Source organism: Sphingopyxis granuli NBRC 100800 (genome assembly GCF_001591045.1).
Lineage (GTDB): Bacteria > Pseudomonadota > Alphaproteobacteria > Sphingomonadales > Sphingomonadaceae > Sphingopyxis > Sphingopyxis granuli.
In genome coordinates this window covers 1-15080 of the sequence record NZ_BCUA01000088.1, presented here as the reverse complement: position 1 = coordinate 15080, position 15080 = coordinate 1, and the positions used below count along the sequence as shown (strand labels likewise).

General features: G+C 67.1%; 16 protein-coding genes. 3 read left to right on the top strand and 13 right to left on the bottom strand.

Features of this window, described 5'->3' with window-relative positions; all coding sequences use genetic code 11:
- Positions 1–81 precede the first annotated feature (81 nt).
- Positions 82–1608, top strand: a complete 1527-nt coding sequence (gene glpD / locus SGR02S_RS16255) for a glycerol-3-phosphate dehydrogenase (RefSeq protein ID WP_067112263.1) — start codon at positions 82–84, stop codon at positions 1606–1608.
- A gap of 81 nt (positions 1609–1689) precedes the next feature.
- On the opposite strand, the gene ahpF is transcribed toward glpD, so the two are convergent.
- The 13 genes from ahpF to SGR02S_RS16190 form a co-directional block, all read right to left on the bottom strand.
- Positions 1690–3273, bottom strand: a complete 1584-nt coding sequence (gene ahpF / locus SGR02S_RS16250) for an alkyl hydroperoxide reductase subunit F (protein WP_067112260.1) — start codon at positions 3271–3273, stop codon at positions 1690–1692.
- Positions 3274–3408: 135 nt separating this feature from the next.
- Positions 3409–3972, bottom strand: coding sequence for an alkyl hydroperoxide reductase subunit C (gene ahpC / locus SGR02S_RS16245; RefSeq protein WP_067112257.1), 564 nt, complete (start codon positions 3970–3972; stop codon positions 3409–3411).
- Positions 3973–4247: 275 nt separating this feature from the next.
- Positions 4248–4799 (bottom strand): 3-hydroxyanthranilate 3,4-dioxygenase, encoded by a 552-nt coding sequence (locus SGR02S_RS16240; RefSeq protein WP_255211507.1) that lies wholly within the window; start codon positions 4797–4799, stop codon positions 4248–4250.
- Entirely contained in the window at positions 4796–5242 is a 447-nt protein-coding gene (locus SGR02S_RS16235; RefSeq protein ID WP_067112251.1) for a RidA family protein, read from the bottom strand. The genes SGR02S_RS16240 and SGR02S_RS16235 overlap by 4 nt, the downstream gene beginning before the upstream one ends.
- Positions 5239–6018: a 2-keto-4-pentenoate hydratase gene (locus tag SGR02S_RS16230; protein WP_082797197.1), complete on the bottom strand. Its 780-nt coding sequence runs from the start codon at positions 6016–6018 to the stop codon at positions 5239–5241. Before SGR02S_RS16230 ends, SGR02S_RS16235 begins: the two co-directional genes overlap by 4 nt.
- 9 nt (positions 6019–6027) lie before the next feature.
- Positions 6028–7500, bottom strand: a complete 1473-nt coding sequence (locus SGR02S_RS16225) for a 2-hydroxymuconic semialdehyde dehydrogenase (protein WP_067112247.1) — start codon at positions 7498–7500, stop codon at positions 6028–6030.
- Positions 7497–8327 (bottom strand): alpha/beta fold hydrolase, encoded by an 831-nt coding sequence (locus tag SGR02S_RS16220; RefSeq protein ID WP_255211506.1) that lies wholly within the window; start codon positions 8325–8327, stop codon positions 7497–7499. Before SGR02S_RS16220 ends, SGR02S_RS16225 begins: the two co-directional genes overlap by 4 nt.
- On the bottom strand, positions 8324–9103 hold the full coding sequence (locus SGR02S_RS16215; protein WP_255211505.1) for an ABC transporter ATP-binding protein: 780 nt from the start codon (positions 9101–9103) through the stop codon (positions 8324–8326). Before SGR02S_RS16215 ends, SGR02S_RS16220 begins: the two co-directional genes overlap by 4 nt.
- Positions 9070–9825 carry an ABC transporter permease gene (locus SGR02S_RS16210; protein WP_067112238.1) on the bottom strand — a complete coding sequence of 252 codons (756 nt, stop codon included), beginning with the start codon at positions 9823–9825 and terminating at the stop codon, positions 9070–9072. Before SGR02S_RS16210 ends, SGR02S_RS16215 begins: the two co-directional genes overlap by 34 nt.
- Positions 9822–10379: a VOC family protein gene (locus SGR02S_RS16205; RefSeq protein ID WP_067112235.1), complete on the bottom strand. Its 558-nt coding sequence runs from the start codon at positions 10377–10379 to the stop codon at positions 9822–9824. The genes SGR02S_RS16210 and SGR02S_RS16205 overlap by 4 nt, the downstream gene beginning before the upstream one ends.
- Positions 10376–11428, bottom strand: coding sequence for an ABC transporter substrate-binding protein (locus SGR02S_RS16200; protein ID WP_067112232.1), 1053 nt, complete (start codon positions 11426–11428; stop codon positions 10376–10378). Before SGR02S_RS16200 ends, SGR02S_RS16205 begins: the two co-directional genes overlap by 4 nt.
- Entirely contained in the window at positions 11425–12339 is a 915-nt protein-coding gene (locus tag SGR02S_RS16195; RefSeq protein WP_067112266.1) for a fumarylacetoacetate hydrolase family protein, read from the bottom strand. Before SGR02S_RS16195 ends, SGR02S_RS16200 begins: the two co-directional genes overlap by 4 nt.
- Before the next feature lie 129 nt (positions 12340–12468).
- The gene (locus tag SGR02S_RS16190; protein WP_067112228.1) at positions 12469–13296 is read right to left on the bottom strand and encodes a sulfite exporter TauE/SafE family protein; all 828 of its coding nucleotides are present in this window, start codon (positions 13294–13296) and stop codon (positions 12469–12471) included.
- Positions 13297–13629: 333 nt separating this feature from the next.
- On the opposite strand from SGR02S_RS16190, the gene SGR02S_RS16185 reads away from it, so the two are divergent.
- Positions 13630–14433 carry an aspartate dehydrogenase gene (locus SGR02S_RS16185; RefSeq protein ID WP_067112225.1) on the top strand — a complete coding sequence of 268 codons (804 nt, stop codon included), beginning with the start codon at positions 13630–13632 and terminating at the stop codon, positions 14431–14433.
- A gap of 28 nt (positions 14434–14461) precedes the next feature.
- On the top strand, positions 14462–14908 hold the full coding sequence (locus SGR02S_RS16180) for a VOC family protein (protein WP_067112222.1): 447 nt from the start codon (positions 14462–14464) through the stop codon (positions 14906–14908).
- Positions 14909–15080: the final 172 nt, after the last annotated feature.

Genomic DNA, 15080 nt, shown 5'->3' with positions numbered 1-15080 from the left:
TGTGCAAAATACATAGTCGCCTCTGAAGAGGAAGGTGGAAAAGGGTTCAACACGGCCGCCATCCCCTCTAAGACCCGATGCATGACCGACCCCGTGCCGCCGCCCTATGACGTCATCGTGATCGGCGGCGGGATCAACGGCGCCGGGGTCGCGCGCGATGCGGCCGGGCGCGGCGCGCGGGTGCTGCTGCTGGAGGCGGGGGACCTGGCGCAGGGCACCTCGTCGGCCTCGACCAAGCTGATCCACGGCGGGCTGCGCTATCTGGAGCATTATGAATTCGGCCTGGTGCGCGAGGCGCTGAAGGAACGCGAGATATTGTGGGGCATCGCGCCGCACGTCATCCGGCCGCTGCGCTTCGTGCTGCCCTATCGCGACGGGCTGCGCCCGCGCTGGCTGCTGCGGCTCGGCCTGTTCCTCTACGACCATATCGGCGGGCGCCGGAAACTTCCCGCGACGCGCTCGGTCGACCTGCGGCGGCACGCGGCGGGCGCGCCGCTCCAGCCGCAATATGTGCATGGCTTCGAATATTCGGACGGCTGGGTCGACGATGCGCGGCTGGTGCTGCTCAACGCGCGCGACGCCGCCGACCGGGGGGCGCGGGTCCGCACGCGGATGCACGCCGACCTGATGCGCGTCGAGAACGGTCTGTGGGTGGTCGAGGCGACGGGCGAAGGCGGGCGCGCCTATCGCTTCACCGGGCGCAGTCTGGTCAACGCCGCCGGGCCGGCGGTGCTCGACGTGCTGCACCGCGCCTCGGCCCCGCCCGATTACAAGATGCGGCTGGTGCGCGGGTCGCATATCGTCGTGCCGAAGCTGTTCGACCATCCCTATGCCTATTTCTTCCAGCTTCCCGACGGGCGCATCTTCTTCGCCATTCCCTATGAGCGCGATTTCACGCTGATCGGCACGACCGACCAGGACCATGACGGGCCGCTGGCCGACGTCCATGCGAGCGCCGAGGAGATCGCCTATCTGTGCGAGGGCGCGAACCTCTATTTCCGCACCGCGATCACCCCCGCCGATGTCGTTTGGACCTATTCGGGGGTGCGGCCGCTGGTCGAGGACGGATCGGGCCGCCCCGAGGCGGCGACGCGCGGTTATCGTATCGACCTCGATTGCGACGAGGGCGCGCCTTTGCTCACCATCTATGGCGGCAAGATCACCAGCTACCGCCATGTCGCCGAACATGCGGTCGACGAACTCGCCGCGCATGTCGAGGCGCTGTCGGGCCGGCGCTGGACCGGCAAGGCGCCGCTGCCAGGCGGCGATTTCGCGACCGACGGCGCCGCGGCGCTTGTCGCGGAATATAAGCTCGCGCACCCCTTCCTGCCCGCCGCGACGGTCGAGCGCATCACCCGCGCCTACGGCACCGACGCGCGCCGCTGGCTGGGCGACGCGGGCGACTGGGACGCGCTGGGCGGCGAAATCGCCCACGGCCTGTCGGCGGCCGAATGTGAGTGGATGTGCGCAAAAGAGTGGGCCCAATCCCCCCCCGACATCCTGTGGCGGCGCAGCAAGCTGGGGCTGTTGTTCGGCGAGAATGACGTACATCGGCTCGCGGCGTGGCTCGATGCGAGGCGCGGCGCAGCTCCGATGCCTGTGGATTGAATCGTTTCGTCATTGCGAGCGGCTTTGCCGCTCGCAATGACGAAGAGTGCCTATAGGGAGACGAGCCGCCTCCGCGTCGTATCAGGCGACCTCGACCTCCGCTTCGGCGGGCAGGCGAATCATGTAGTCGAACGCCGACAGCGCCGCCTTCGACCCTTCGCCCATGGCGATGACGATCTGCTTGTAGGGCACGGTGGTGCAGTCACCCGCCGCGAAGATGCCGGGCTGGCTCGTCTCGCCGCGATGGTCGACCTCGATCTCGCCGCGCCGCGACAGGCTGATCGCGCTCGACAGCCATTCGGTGTTGGGGACAAGGCCGATCTGGACGAAGATGCCCTCCAGTTCGACCTGGTGCAGCGTGTCCTTGTTGCGGTCCTTGTACGACAGGCCCGTCACCTTGCCGCCATCGCCGAGCACCTCGGTGGTCAGGGCCGAGGTGATGATCCGCACGTTGGGCAGGCTCGCAAGCTTGCGCTGGAGCACGGCGTCGGCGCGCAGTTCGGCGTCGAACTCGATCAGCGTCACATGCGCGACGATCCCGGCGAGGTCGATCGCCGCCTCGACCCCCGAATTGCCGCCGCCGATCACCGCGACGCGTTTGCCCTTGTAGAGCGGCCCGTCGCAATGCGGGCAATAGGCGACGCCCTTGTTGCGATACTCGTCCTCGCCGGGCACGCCCATCTGGCGCCAGCGCGCGCCGGTCGACAGGATCACGGTGCGCGCCTTCAGCGACGCGCCGTTCGCCAGCCGCACCTCATGCAGCCCGCCCTCGCGCTTCGCCGGGATCAGTTCCTCGGCGCGCTGGAGGTTCATGATGTCGACGTCATATTCCTTGACGTGCTGTTCCAGTTGCGCGGCGAGCTTCGGCCCCTCGGTGTGCGTGACCGAGATGAAATTCTCGATCGCCATCGTGTCGAGCACCTGTCCGCCGAAGCGTTCGGCGGCGACGCCGGTGCGGATGCCCTTGCGCGCGGCGTAGATGGCCGCCGCGGCGCCCGCGGGGCCGCCGCCGATGACTAGGACGTCGAACGGGTCTTTTGCGGCGATCCTCTCGGCCGCCTTCGCCTCGGCGCCGCTGTCGAGCTTCGCGAGAATCTGTTCCAGTTCCATGCGGCCTTGGCCGAAGGTCTCACCGTTCAGGAAGATCGTCGGCACCGCCATCACCTGGCGCGCCTCGACCTCGTCCTGGAACAGCGCGCCGTCGATCGCGGTGTGCGTGATGCGCGGGTTGAGGACGCTCATCAGGTTGAGCGCCTGCACGATGTCGGGGCAGTTCTGGCACGACAGCGAGAAATAGGTTTCGAAATGATAGTCGCCGTCGAGCCCGCGGACTTGATCAAGCAGTTCGGGCGCGGCCTTGGACGGATGGCCGCCGACCTGCAGCAGCGCAAGGACGAGCGAGGTGAATTCATGGCCGAGCGGGATGCCGGCGAAACGCACCGCCACATCGGGCGCGCCGACGCGGCGGATCAGGAAGCTCGGGCGGCGCGCGTCATCGTCGGTGCGCGCCACGCTGACCTTGTCCGACAGCGACGCGATCTCGTCGAGCAGGCCCGCCAACTCGGCCGACTTCGGGCCGTCGTCGAGCGACGAGAGCAGTTCGATCGGTTCGCGGATGTTGGCCATATAGGCCTGAAGCTGCTGCTTGAGCGATGCGTCGAGCATGGGGAGAGTTCCTGTAATCTGAAAAACATCCATGTGCTCCCACGAAAGCGGGAGCCCGGAGCAAAGCCATGCCAGCATTGCGGCCAGACGCTCCGGGTCCCCGCTTTCGCGGGGACACACGGCGTTGTTTTGGGCTTAGATCTTGCCGACGAGGTCGAGCGAGGGAGCCAGCGTGGCCTCGCCCTCTTCCCACTTCGCCGGGCAGACTTCGCCGGGGTGGCTGACCCAATATTGCAGCGCCTTGATCTTGCGCAGCAGTTCGGCGGCGTTGCGGCCCACGCCCTCGGGAGTGATTTCGAGGAGCTGGATTTCGCCCTGCGGATCGAGGACGAAGGTGCCGCGATCGGCGAGGCCGACGCCCTGGCGCAGAACCTCGAAGTTGTTCGAGATGGTGTGGTTCTGGTCGCCGACCATATAATAATTGATCTTGCCGATCGCCGGCGAGGTGTCATGCCACGCCTTGTGGCAGAAATGCGTGTCGGTCGACACCGAATAGACCTCGACACCCATCTGCTGGAGGGTAGGGTAGATGTCGGCGAGGTCTTCGAGTTCGGTCGGGCAGACGAAAGTGAAGTCGGCCGGATAGAAGAAGAAGACCGCCCACTTGCCCTTCACATCCTCGTCGCTGATGTCGACGAACTTGCCATCCTTGTAGGCGGTGGCCTTGAAGGGCTTGAGCGTGGTATTGAGAACGGACATGAGAGCCTCCTGCTGGGTTGTTCGGAAGGCCCCTGTCTAGCGCCCGGCGCGCGCGAACGGAAATTGGAATTCCCCCCGACGCTGATCGAGTTTATCGATCAATAGCCGCTTGCTTTTTCAAAAAGGCGGTTAAAGGCCGTGCCATAAACTGACGGCCATCTTGAATCCGTTCGTGTCGAGCGAAGTCGAGACATCCATCAGCAAAGCGCAAGGTCGACGGGTGTCTCGACTTCGCTCGACACGAACGGGGCGGGGAATCGGATTCGAAGATCGGCTCAGCCGACGTCCGCTGCCGGCGCGTGCCTGCCCGGATGGACCGTGCCGCAATGGCCGCAGGTGCGCAGTTCCTCGCTGGCATAGAAAGCCTCGAACAGCGGCGGCAGGTCGCGCACGATGCTCTGGAGTTGAACCTCGACGCGGTGGACGATGTGGCCGCAATCGTCGCAATACCATTGGAAGGCGTCGAGCAGGCCGTCGGGGCGCTTGCGTTCGATGACGAGACCGACGCTGCCCGCGACGGGGCGCTGCGGCGAGTGCGGAACATAGGCGGGGAGCAGGAAAATGTCGCCCTCGCGGATCGGCATGTCCTTCGGGCCGTCCTCGGTCCACAGGCGCAGGTTCATGTCGCCTTCGAGCTGGTAGAAGAACTCCTCGAGCGGATCGACATGATAGTCGGTGCGCTGGTTCGGACCACCGACCACGGTGACGATGAAGTCGGCATCCTCCCAGATCTGCGCGTTGCCGACCGGGGGTTTCAGCACGTCACGATGATCCTCGATCCACTGGCGGAAGTTGAAGGGCAGGCCATAGGTCAGCATGGGCGTCATCCTTGTGTCGAAGCGCGCGGGATGAAGGCGGTCGCCTTGATCTCGATCAGCAGGTGCGGGTGGGGAAGCTGGTGGACCGCGACGGTGGTGCGCGCGGGACCGGCTTCGTCGAAATATTCGGCGTAGACCACGTTGTAGCCGCCGAAGTCGTTCATGTTGACGAGGAAGCTTGTCACGTCGACGACATCGGCGAGCGAGCCGCCCGCGTCGGCGAGGATCGCGCCGATATTCTCGATCACCGCGCGCGTCTGTTCGGCGATATCGAGGCTGACGGTGCCATATTCGTCGGCCGAAGCGCCGGCGAAGCTGTTGTCGGCGCGGCGCGAACTGGTGCCCGAGACGAAGACGAAATCGCCCGCGCGACGATAATGCGGAAAGCGGCCGCGCGGGCGCGCCTTGCCGGGGATCACCCTGCCCCCTCCATTTTGGGCGCTGCCGCTCATGCCGCGCCTCCTTCGATGGTGAAGCCGACGCGGCCGAGATGCCCGGCATCGAGCGACACGGTGCGCGCCTCGCCGATCGCCGCCGCCGCCGTCGCGCCGCCGAGCATCACGGTCCAGCCGGGCTGAAGCGTGAGGCCCGCCGCGCCCGCGAGCCGCGCCGCCGCGACCAGCGAGCGGATCGGGTCGCCAAGGATCGCCGCGCTGGTTCCCGTCTCGGCAATTTCGCCGTCGACACGCATCTCCATTGCGACATCCGAAACGTCGGTGTCGGCGGCGAGCCACGGGCCGACCACGAAGGCCGACGACGATGCATTGTCCGCGACCACTTCGCCCAGCGCGAAGCGGAAATTCTCGTAACGGCTGTCGATGATCTCGAGCGCCGCCGCGACCGCATCGACCGCCGCGACCGCCTCTTCGCGTGTCACCTCGCCCGCCAGCGGCGCCTTCAGGCGCACCGCCACCTCGGGCTCGACACGAGGGTGGATGAAGCGCGCGCGATCGATCGCGCCGCCGTTGACGACGACCATGTCGGAGGTGAGCCGGCCCCAAATCTGGTCCTTGAGGCCCATCTGCGCCATCTTCGCCTCGCTGGTGAAGCCCATCTTCATGCCGACGAGCGTCGCCCCGCGCGCCAGCCGATGGTCGATCGCGGCGCGCTGGATGGCATAGGCGTCGGCGAGCGGCAGTTCGCCCGTCTCGCCCGTGATCTGCGGGATCGCTTCCGCCCTTTGCGCGGCGGCGTCGAGCCTCGCAGCGATTGCGCTGATGTCCACCATTTCAGTCCCTCACAGTTTCACGCAGATGTTGGTCGGCTCGGAATAGAAGTTCAGCGAATGCTCGCCGCCCTCGCGCCCGATGCCCGACAGCTTCATGCCGCCGAACGGCGTGCGCAGGTCGCGCAGAAACCATTCGTTGACCCAGACGATGCCCGTTTCCATCTGCGCCGCGACGCGGTGCGCGCGGCCCACGTCGCGCGTCCAGATCGCGGCGGCAAGGCCATAGTCGGTATCGTTGGCGAGTTCGACGGCTTCCTCCTCGCTGTCGAACGGCGCGATGTGGCAGACGGGGCCGAAAATCTCCTCGCGCACGCAGCGCGCCTCCTGCCCGAGACCGGTGAGGATCGTCGGCTGAACGAAGGCGCCGCCCGCGAGCGCGCCGTCGAGGTCGGGCACGCCGCCGCCGGTCACCACCATCGCGCCTTCCTCACGCGCGAGCGCATAATAGGAGAGCACCTTTTCCCTGTGGCCGTGCGAGATCAGCGGCCCCATGTCGGCGCCCGACCAGGGGTCGCCGACGGTCAGCGCTTCCGCGCGTTCCGCCAGCGCTTTCACGAAGCGGTCGAAAATCGGGCGCTCGACATAAATGCGTTCGGTGCACAGGCACACCTGCCCGCAGTTGGAAAAGACCGACCGCACCGCCCCCGCAACGGCCTCGTCAAAATCGCAGTCGGCGAAGACCAGCGCGGCGTTCTTGCCGCCCAGTTCGAAGGAGACCGGCTTCACGCCCGCCGCCGCGACGCGCATGATCGCGCCGCCCGTCGCCGATTCGCCGGTGAAGGTGATCGCGTCGATATCGGAATTGGCGGTCAGCCACTCACCCGTCGAGTCGGCGCCGAAGCCGTGGACGAGGTTGAACACCCCCGGCGGCACGCCCGCCGCGTCCATCACCTCGGCCAGCAAGGTTGCGGTCGAGGGGGTCTCCTCACTCGGCTTGACGACGACGACATTGCCGCAGGCGAGGGCGGGCGCGACCTTCCACGTCATCAGCAGCAGCGGCAGGTTCCACGGCGAGACGATCGCGACGACGCCGAGCGGGCGCGCGATCGCATAGTTGATCGCGCTGCGCCCGTCGGGCAGGTCGGTGCGGAAACTCGGCATCGCGCGTGCTTCGGCGAGCGCGGCGAAGGCGCGGAAATTGGCGGCACCGCGCGGAATGTCGATCGTCCGCGCCTGATGCAGCGACTTGCCGGTGTCGGCGATCTCGGCCGCCGCGAATTCGTCGAAGCGCGCCTCGATCCCTTCGGCGACGCGGATCAGCAGCTTGCAGCGTTCGGCCTGCGACATTCGGCCCCACGGCCCCTTGAGCGCTACGCGGCCCGCCGCGACGGCACGGTCCACGAGGTCGCGGCTGGCGAGCGACACGCGGCCCGCGACGCGGCCGTCCACGGGATTCACATTGTCGAACCAGCCGTCACCCTCGACGAAGGCGCCGTCGACATAATTCAGGACCGGCCGGTCGGCGAAGGGATAGGCGCTCATGCCGCGCCTCCTACCGGTACATAGCCGGCAGCGTTGCTGTGCGCGGGGCCGGACTGGCCGACATGGCCCGCCATCTGGAGCAGCGACAATATCGTGTCGTTGAACTGCACCGGCTGTTCGAGGAAAGCCGAATGACCGGCGTCGTTGATCTCGACGAGGAAGGAGCCGGGAACCTCGCCCTGCACCAGCCGCATCGCCTCGACGGGAAAGAGGATGTCGTCGAACCCGCACAGGAACAGCACGGGAAAGCCTTTGCCGCCCAGATCGGCGGCGGGCCGGGCCGCAAACTTGCCTGTCAGGCTGTGGCGGTCGACGGCGTTGAAGCTCGCGATCTGGCGATAGAGCACCGCCAGTTCGCGCGGCGCGCCCGCGCCCAGCACGCGCTCGATCTGGTCCATAGCGGCGGTCGTCGCGCGCGCGGCGTCCATGAGCGCCTTGACCCCGGCACTCTCTTCGATGCCGTGCAGGCTGTCGCAGACCGCCAGCGCCGCGACGCGGTCGGGCGCGCGGTGCGCGAAGCCGATGCAGGTGCCCGCCCCCATCGACTGGCCGACGAGCGCGACCTTGGTTTCGCCCAGATGGTCGAGCAGCGCGGTCAGATCATCGACAAAGGCATCGCGCCCGCGCCCGTCGATATCGCGCGACAGGCCAAAGCCGCGATGGTCGAAGGCGATGACGCGGTTCGAGCGCGACAGCGCGTCGAGTTGCCGATACCAGATCGCGTGATTGCCGCCGATGCCGTGCGCCAGCACGACGGCCGGGCCTTCGCCCTGCGCCTGCCAATAGAGTTCGGCGCCCGCAGTCGCCAGCACACCGCTGTCCATCATGCTACTCCCATCAATTTGCTGAGCCGCACGACATAGTCGCCGAACGCCGGGTTCTCGCGCGTGACGCTGGGGTCGCGCGGGCGCGGCAGGTCGATGCGGACATCCTCGACGATCGTCCCCGGCCGTTCCGACATCACCAGCACGCGATCGGACAGCAGCACGGCCTCCGCTATGCTGTGCGTGACCAGCACTACCGTCTTGCGGTCGCGCTGCCAGATGCGCAGCAGTTCCATGTTGAGCCGGTCGCGGGTCAAGGCGTCGAGCGCGCCGAAGGGTTCGTCCATCAGCAGCACCTGCGGCCCGCGCGCGAGCGCCTGGCCGATCGCGACGCGGTGGCGCATCCCACCCGATAACTGATGCGGATGGCTGTCTTCGAACCCCGTCAGGCCCAGCGTCTCGACCAGATCGGCCAGCGCCGCCGCGTCGGGACGCTTCGCCGCCGGGTCGAGGTCGACGCCGAGCAGCAGATTGTCGCGGACATTGAGCCACGGCAGCAGGTTCGACGTCTGGAACACGAAGCCCATATCCGCCGACGGTGCCGTGACATCCGCGCCGTTGAAGCGGATATGTCCTTCCTCGAAGGGAACGAGGCCTGCGATCAGCCGCAGTAGCGTGCTCTTGCCGCAACCTGAGGGGCCAAGGATCGAGACGAACTCCGACGCGCCGATCTCTGCGCTGACGTTTTCGAGAACACGGCGACCGCCGAACAGCTTGCCCGCGCCCGAGAGGGAAATCACCGCGCTCATGCCGCCCGCCACCAGATGAAGCGTTCCCAATAGGCGACGCCGTAGAAGAGAAGCAGCGACAGCACCGTGACGGCGATCAGCGCCGCGAAGGTCAGCGTCGTGTGGCCGGAGCCCGAGGCAGTGAGGATCAGGTTGCCGAGCCCGTCGTTCGACCCGACGAACTCGCCCACGACGGCGCCGATCACCGCGAGCGGCATCGCGACCTTGCACCCGTCGAGGAAGCTTGGCAGCGCCGCGGGGACGCGCAGCCGCCAGAAGCCCTGCATCGGCGTCGCGCGCAGCGCCCGGAAATGCTCCTCCAGATGCGCGGGCGTGCTGGCGAGCCCGCCCAATGTCGCAATGATGATCGGGAAGAAGGCGAAGAGGAACGCCATCATCAGCTTCGACGCCAACCCATAGCCGAACCAGACGACGATCAGCGGCGCGAGGCCGATCTTCGGGATCGACTGGAGCGCGACGAACAGCGGATAGACGGTGCGCTTCGCGGTGCGCGAGAAATGGATCAGCGCCGCGATCGGCACGCCCAGCGCCACCGCGATGAGGAAGCCCCAGAACACCTCGGTCAGCGTGACGAGGCTCTGCGCCAGGATTGGGCTACGCGACTGCCAAAGCTCGCCCAGGATCGCGCTCGGCGGCGGCAGCAGGTAGGAGGCGACCCCCGACCAGCGCACGCCGAACTCCCACGCCAGCCCCAGCGCGAAGAAGAAGCCCGCACTGATCGCGGCATCGCGGCCGAACGGCGCGCGCGTCATGCGCCGTCGTCCTTGTCGAGCAGCGCCTGAATGCGCGCCGGGGGCGGCACCAGAAAGCGGTCGAGGTGCCAGCGGTCGAAGGTCTCCAGGTCCTTCCCGTCCCACACCGACGCCGTATAGGGATGGTCGGCGTCGATCTGCGTCATGTCGGTATAGAATTCGACATTGTTGTCGTCGGGATCGCGGAAGACGAGGAAGCTGTTCGCCCCCGGCCCATGCTTGCCGATGCCGCGGTCGATCGGGATGCCGCGCGCGACCAGCATCGCCGCGACCGCCTCCATCTCCGCGATCGTTTCGAGGCGATAGGAGAAATGCTCGACCGCCGGATAATGACCGTCCGGGATGCCGGTATGGCCGGGCGGAAGCTGGAGCAGCGCGAGATCGTGATGATCGGTGCCCGCGCGCAGAAAGACCATGTTGTGGTCAATCCAGTCGGACACCTCCAGCCCGACGACTTCGGTGTAAAAGGCAAGGCTGCGGTCGATGTCGCGCACCTTGAGCACGAGATGGCCGAGCCGCGTCGGGCGCGGGCGATAGAAAGCGGGATCGGTCATGGCTGGTTCCCCATGGGCACGAAGGCGTTGGTGAAGAGCTGTGCGCTCTGGTCAAAATCCCGAAGCTGGCCGCTCGCCTGCAGGGTGGCGACAGTGCGCTCGATCTTTTCGGGGCGAAGGCGATGCGAGCCGCCCTCGGCCGCCATCAGTTCGGCGGTCTCGCGGATCTGGCGTTCGGTGACGGCCTCGTCGAGCAGCGGATAGGATTTGCGGATGATCGCCAGCGCGGCTTTCGGGTCGCGCGCCGCGTCGGCATAGCCGCGATAGGCGGCCTTCAGGAAGGCGCGCACCAGCTCAGGGTCCTTCTCGATCAGTGCATCGCGCGCCGCGAAGCCGCTGCCGTAGACGTCGAGCCCGAAATCGGCATAGGCGATGCGGCCGACGGTGACACCCTTCGCCTTCGCCGCCTTGTCGAACAGCGCCATCGAATTGCCGAGCCAGCATTCGGCGGCGTCGATCCGCCCCTCGACCAGCGAGGAGACGACGATCGCGGGGTCGAGTTGGATCTGCTCAACGCGGGCGGGATCGACGCCATTGTCGCGGAGCCATGCGGGCAACAGCGCCTGGATCGCCGAACTCTGCCCTGCCCCGAAGCGCAGGCCGGCAAGGTTTGCGGGCCGTTCGACGCGGTGGCGCTCGCGCACGAAGCAGGCGCCGGCGGGAAGCCGCATGTTGATGCCGCCGATCATCCGCACCTTGCCGCCCTTGGCACGGCTCAGCGTAACCGACAGCGGGTCGAGATAGGCGAATTCGAACATGCCCTGATCGAGTTCGTTCGCGGTCCGCATCCCCCCGAACCCGCGCACGGGTTCGACGGCGAGGCCGGCGTCAGCGAAATAACCCTTGTCGATCGCGACGAAGATGCCCGCCATGCTGCCCTGCGGCAGCCACGCCATGTTGAAGCGGACCGGCCGCGCGCCCTCGTCCTGCGGCGCGGTGCGCGGCGCCATGCCGCCGAACGCGCTCCACAGGGTCAGCGCCGCGATGCCCGCGACGACGAGCAGCGGCACGATCAGCGCACGGCGCGAGAAGGCGACTCTTTCGGTCATGCGCGCGGCAGATGCGGCGCGGAGACGGGGTTGCGCAGTTCGCCGATCCCATCGACCCACGCGTCCATCACGTCGCCGTCCTTCAGGAACACCCCGCGTCCCATGCCGACCCCGGCGGGGGTGCCGGAGGCGATCAGGTCGCCTGCCCTGAGTTCGAGGATCGTCGAGAGATAGGCGATCTGTTCGTAGATGTCGAAGATCATCTCGGACGTGTTGCCGTCCTGCATCGCCTCGCCATTGATCTTGAGGCCGAGGCGGATGGCGTGCGGGTCGCCAAGGCAGTCGCGCGGCACGAATACCGGGCCGAGCGGCGTGAAGCTTTCGAAGCTCTTGCCGCGGAACCAGTCGTGCGAAAAGGGAAAGTCACTGCGCCGCGTCCGGTCGCGCGCCGACACGTCGTTGACGATCGTATAGCCGGCGATCAGATCGTGCGCGGCATCGACCGGGACATTCTTGCCCGACCGGCCGAGAACGACGCCGAGTTCAACCTCCCAGTCGGGGCGCGACACCTGCGGCGGCACGGTAACGGTATCGCCGGGACCGACGACGCTTTCGATCGTCTTGAGAAAGATATAGGGTTCGCTCTCGGCCTTGGCGGCGAGCTTGGTCTGCATCTCCTCGGCGTGCTCGATGAAGTTGGACGCGGCGGCGAAGATGCGGCGCGGCTCGAACGGGGCGGCGAGCGTCGGCGCGTCGATTCCGCCGGTGGCGCCTTCGAGCGCGCGGGCGAGCGCGAACAGCCCCTCACGCCGCGCCTCCCAGTCGCGGACGATCGCGGTGACGTCGCCCGCGACGGCCGCGAAGCCATGCGTCGCCGCGGCATCGTGCAGGTCGTGAAAGGCGCCGCCGACCTGGATCATCGGGCGCGGCCCTTCGGCGGCGGCGCGGGTGGCAAGGGCGAACCAGGTCATGCGTTTCTCTTTCTTTCCAAAAGCGCCGGCGAGCGCGGGACCGGCGCGGACGAGCGCGAGACCGGCGCCGATCCGCGCAAGAGCCGCGCGGCGACCGAGCGGGCAAACAAGGGCAGCGCGCATCGCATCTCAGCCGAAGGCCCGGAGCAGCATCCGCACCGCGACGACGGTGAGGAACAGGCCGAACAGGATGCTGAGCTGCCGCTTCGACAGCGCGTGCGCGATGCGCGCACCCAGCGGCGCGGTGACAAAGGTCGCCGGGCCGATGATCGCAAGCCCGATCAGGTTGACGTAGCCGAGGCTGCCCGGCGGCAGGCCGGGGACGTTCCAGCCGGCAATGACGAAGGCGACGGTCGCGGGCACGCTGATCATCAGGCCGAACAGTGCGGCAGTGCCGACCGCGCGGTGGATCGGGATGGCAAACAGCGTCATCACTGGCACGCTGAGCGTGCCGCCGCCGATCCCCATCATGCTCGACACGCCGCCGATTCCGAAGGGGATGAGCTGGCCGCCGACGCCGCCCGGCATCGCGTCGGCGATGTGCCGGCCTTCGAGAGGCAACAGCATCTTGATCGCGACGAGCAGCGCGACGATGCCGAACACCGCCGACAGCACGTCGCCCGACACGCGCGAGGCGAGGACGACCCCCGCGATCGCGCCGAGGAAGATAGCGATGCCCCAGCGGCGAAGCTGGACATGATCGACCGCGCCCTTCGCCTCGTGCGCGCGCGACGAGGAAATGGCGGTCGGGATGATCGTCGCCAGCGAGGTCGCAACCGTGACATGCATCCGCACCGACGGATCGACGCCGAGCGCGGCGAGCACGAGGTCGAGTACCGGCACGATAACGATGCCGCCGCCGACGCCCAGCATGCCCGCGATCACGCCGCCGACCGCCCCGGTCAGCAGCATCATCGCCGCCAGCGTCAGCAGTTCCGGATTCAAAAGCGCGTGCATCGGTCCTCCCCAAAGATCGGCAATGCTTGTGGGGAGTCCGGGATATGCAGTCAAAGATGGAAAATGAGTTTTTCTATAACCGAAAATAGATAGCCGGTAAAACGCAAGCCGAGAGTATCGAGCCTTTATCCACGCCCGCCCGTCATGTTCGTGTCGAGCGAAGTCGAGACACGCATCGGGATAGCGCTTGGTCGATGGGTGTCTCGACTTCGCTCGACACGAACGGATTGAGACGGCGCATAGTTAGAGCACAGGGCTCTATATCCTTTTCACGATATCAAGGCGGCCAAAGGATATTATCCTATATAGCAGCGCCGCCCTAGCGCGGCAGGCATGAAAAACATCGGCATCGCCGGATTCGGCACCATCGGCCGCGTGGTCGCGCGCCATATCGAAGCAAGCGAATTGCCGCTGAAACTGGCGGCGGTTTCGGCGGGCGACCGCAGCCGCGCCGAAGCAGCGATGGCGCAGCTGAAGACGCCGGTTCCCATCGTCGACACCGCCGAACTGGTCGCGCTGTCCGACGTCGTCGTCGACAGCGCCCCGACCGCGGCCTTCCGCGAGATCGCCGAAACCACGCTGCGCGCCGGCAAGACGCTGGTCACGGTCAGCGGCGCGGCGCTGATGCAATGGCCCGAGGCCGCCGACGTCGCGCGCGCGCACGGCGGGCGGCTGATCCTGGCGACCGGCGCGCTGCTCGGGCTCGACGCGGTGCGCGCGGCGGCGGTCGGCACGATCCACTCGGTCACGATGGTAACGCGCAAGCCGGTCAAGTCGCTGATCAAGGCCGAGCATGTCGTGCGCAACAGGATCGACCTCACCGCGATCACCGAACCGCTCAAGATCTTCGAGGGCAGCGCGCGCGAGGGCGCGATCGCCTTTCCTGCCAACGTCAACGTCGCTGCCGCGCTCGGCATGGCGGGCGTCGGCCCCGAACGCACCCGGCTCGAAATCTGGGCCGACCCCGCGCTCGAACGCAACACGCACCGCATCGTGGTCGATTCGGACAGCGCGCGGCTGGAGTTGGGGATCGAGAATATCCCGACCGACGAGAATCCCGGCACCGGCCGCATCACCGCGCAGAGCATCGTCGCGACGCTGAACGACCTCGTCGCACCGATCCGCATCGGCACCTGATTTCCTTGCCAACAGAAAGGCCCGAGACATGACCACCCGCCTGCGCCATGTGGCGATCGCTTCCGCCGACCCCGATCATGCGGTCGGCTTCTTCACCGACGTCCTCGGCTGGACCGTCGCCGGCAAGGTCGATAGCCGCAACGCGCGCGGCTATTATGTGACCGACGGCCATATCAACATTGCGCTGCTCTGCTTCAAGAACCGCCCCGCCGCGGGGATGGAGTTCCCCGAAGGCTATACCGGGCTGCATCACATCGGTTTCCAGTGCGACGACATCAACGACGTCGTCGCGCGGTTCGAGAATTCGGGCTATGCCCCGCGCCACGACGTCAACCTGGCGCAGGGCCTCGGCAAGAATCCCGCCAAGGACAATGCCGAATACAAGATGACCGGCCCCGAAAGCGTGATGGTCGACGTGTCCGAACGCGGCTGGGTCGGCACCGACAGCTACAAGGGCGTGCCGCCCGCGGCGTGACGTCCTTGCCCTGAAATGCGAAGGCCGCCGGAGCCATGCTCCGGCGGCCCCTTTGCGTGCGCCGAACATGCCCGGAAAATCGGTGCGCGAGCGGCCGGTTTCGACCGATAAGCGACGCCAGCAGGATCGTCACCCCGGACTTGATCGGCAATTATCCCTTTTCGACAAGGAA